General features: G+C 49.7%; 1 protein-coding gene. It reads right to left on the bottom strand.

Translation table 11 applies throughout. From position 1 onward, the window contains the following. Positions 1-131 precede the first annotated feature (131 nt). Positions 132-2,528: an alpha/beta hydrolase family protein gene (locus tag VN105_RS25515; RefSeq protein ID WP_325645572.1), complete on the bottom strand. Its 2,397-nt coding sequence runs from the start codon at positions 2,526-2,528 to the stop codon at positions 132-134. Between the last annotated feature and the right edge of the window lie 485 nt (positions 2,529-3,013).

The following is a 3,013-nucleotide window of genomic DNA, read 5'->3' as shown; positions in this document are numbered from 1 at the left end:
ATGATGCGACAAAGGTACAAAGGAAGAAAGAAAGGGGGTTGTGGTATTAGGGGGTTTAATGGTACTTTTTACTTATAACGATAATTTGTGTGATGATCCGGGCTGGCTCATCACACAAATCACAGCACTTATTATTGCTTCACATATTTCATCAGCCATTCGTCCATTTCCCATAACATATGCAAAATGCTTTCTTTAGCAGCATAGCCATGGCTTTCCTGCGGCAGGAATACCAGGCGTGCCGTACCGCCGTTTCCTTTAAGGGCATTGTACAATCTTTCGCTTTGCACCGGGAATGTGCCGGAGTTATTATCGGCTTCCCCATGGATCAGGAGAATAGGCGTTTTCAGCTTATCGGCGTAAGAGAAGGGCGACATTTTATAGTACACTTCCGGCGCCTGCCAGTAGGTGCGTTGTTCGTTCTGGAAACCGAAAGGAGTTAAAGTGCGGTTATAAGCGCCGCTGCGGGAGATACCGGCTTTAAACAGGTTGGTATGCGCCAGCAGGTTAGCCGTCATAAACGCGCCATAAGAATGTCCGCCTACGGCAATACGGTCTTTATCGCCAATCCCCATTTCCGTGATCTTGTTCACCGCCGCTTCCGCATTCATTACCAGCTGGTCAATGAAAGTATCATTGGGTTCTTTATCACCTTCACCTACAATGGGCATTTCGGTAGCATCCATCACGGCAAAGCCGCGGGTTACCCAAAAGATGGGCGAGCCATAGTTTACGCGGGTGAACCGGTAAGCGGAACCACGCACCTGTGCAGCATCGCTCGCAGATTTGTATTCGCGGGGGTATGCCCACATGAGTACCGGCAGGCGGCCGTCTTTAGCAGGATCATATCCTTCCGGCAGGTATAGCATGGCGGTGAGGTCTACCCCATCTGTCCGTTTGTATTTCAGCAGTTGCTTTTGCACTCCCTTCAGTTGCGGCTGCGGGTGAGGAAATGCGGTAAGCGCCACAGAGGATTTCTTTTTAAGATTTTGCAGGTAATAGTTTACGGGAGATGATACCGATTCACGTGCAATTACCACTACAAGTTTGGCAGGATCTATCACATCGGCTACCTGCTCATAATAAGGCGCTGCAGAGCGCCACAGGATCTTCTGTTTACCGTTATTTAAACTGAAGGAAGACAGGAACGGGCGGTCTCCTTCAGGAGAAGCGCCGGGCGCCGTCATCAGTAATTCCTGTGAAGGCGACACGTATAATACCGCCCTGTTGTACTGGTTCTTTATGGTTACAGGAGTTCCGGGATCGTTGTAGCGGTCATTTTCCGAGCGGGTTATCAGCGTAACCGGCGCCTGTGAAGGATTGGCCGGGCTAATACGGCTCACTCGTATTTTTTGTTGGGTGCTGTTGGCATCGTATACCAGTGCCAGTTGATCATTGCCCCAGCGGATACCGGCAAAACGGTTCACGGTTTTCACCAGTTCCCCGGGTGCAGCGGAGAAAGGAGCTGGCAGGGTATTCACCACATCGCGGAAAGGTACTTCCTTTTTGGGATCGCCGCCGTCGAGGGCCTGTACCCACCAGATAGTAGCCGGCGCATCATTGCGCCAGGAAAAGTAACGGGGATAATTGCTGGTGGCGTCAAACCCTTTCGGGCGCACTTCATCCAGCGGGTTGCTGGCCAGTTTCTTTACCAGTTCCCCATTCATTTTCCATATTTCCACTTCCTTTGGGAAACGACCCGATCCTACCAGGTAAGAATATGGTCGGTGCAGGCTTTCCATCAGCAGGTACTGATTGTCGGGCGATGGGGAGGCCGTTACATAAACAGCGCGTTTACCGATCACCTGTTCACCTCCGGCGCCGATGATTACGGGTTCGGATTGAAAATAGTAATCAAACAACTGTTCATCGTAAGGGTTTTTCAGCATGTCCTGGTAAGTGGCTGCCGGAGCGGCTTTACCGGAAGTTTGCTGCACCGTAGGCCCTTCCGGCGCCAATGGTTTTTCCGGTGCTTTGCCAATGGAAGCCGGTACTGCCAATACCAGGATGCGGCTATCATCGATCCAGGTAAACGCAGGACCTGCAATATCATTCAGCGCGCGGGCGCTTTGCTGCGTGGCCGCGCCGGTAGCGATATCGGCTTTCCACAAAGTAATGCGGCTGTTATCCGTAATGGTGAAAGCAATGCTTTTTTGTGAAGGCGACCAGCTGATGTTGCCGATACGGGCATTGGCAGGCAATCCGGTAACTGCGTATTCGTTGTTGGTTTTGATGTTTTTGATGCGAATAGCTGTAACGTAAGCTGCACGGCTCGGACCAAAGTTGGCCGGGTTGATACGCGCTCCCGCCAGCCGGTATTCCGGCTGTGATAGTTCTTCAATGGTAGGGTAACTGGTTCGCTCCATGATCAGCATTACATCTCCCTTGCTGTTAAAGTCCGTTGACGGCGAAGGCGCTGCCATAGCCAGTTCCAGGATACTTTTTGGAGGAGTTTGGTACTTCAGTGCATCTTGTGCATAGGCATGAAGGGTAACGAACAAGGATAGTGATAGTATTAGTTTTCTCATAGCAGTTGATATTGATAAGCAATCCCGGCAAAATAAACTTATTGCTACAGTCTGCAAAGCGGAAAGTGATGAGTGAAAAAAGGGCCTTTACCGGGACAAGACCGCTTAACGAAAGCATTCAGACGTATAGCTATGGCAGGACGAGACACCTCCTTTGCAGGCACATAACCCAACTGGCAGCTTAAAAAAAGATGGAAGAATTATAAACATCAGGCAACCAGCTCTGCCATATGACAGTGTAAAGTAAAATCAGGATTTACATGACAAACTGTAAAACAATTTCAGGATCATTTCTTAACCTGTATAGCTATTTTAGGACGGGACAAGGACGAGACATTCAATGTGAGAGTATGCACAGTGTATGGGGAGTGTATGGGGAGTGTATGGTGACTATATGGGGAGTGTATGGTGACTGTATGGTGACTGTATAGGAAATACGACTCATAGACGAGTCCGAAGCATCCGCGAAGTATGCGGAAAGTAAC

This window comes from Chitinophaga sp., from assembly GCF_035564935.1.
Classification (GTDB): domain Bacteria; phylum Bacteroidota; class Bacteroidia; order Chitinophagales; family Chitinophagaceae; genus Chitinophaga.
Note: the sequence above shows the minus strand (reverse complement) of the source record. Positions and strands in the feature narration are given on the sequence as shown.

Excerpts from the sequence above, each read along its gene's own strand:
- VN105_RS25515 (WP_325645572.1), bottom strand. The coding sequence starts at position 2,528 with ATGAGAAAACTAATACTATCACTATCCTTGTTCGTTACCCTTCATGCC.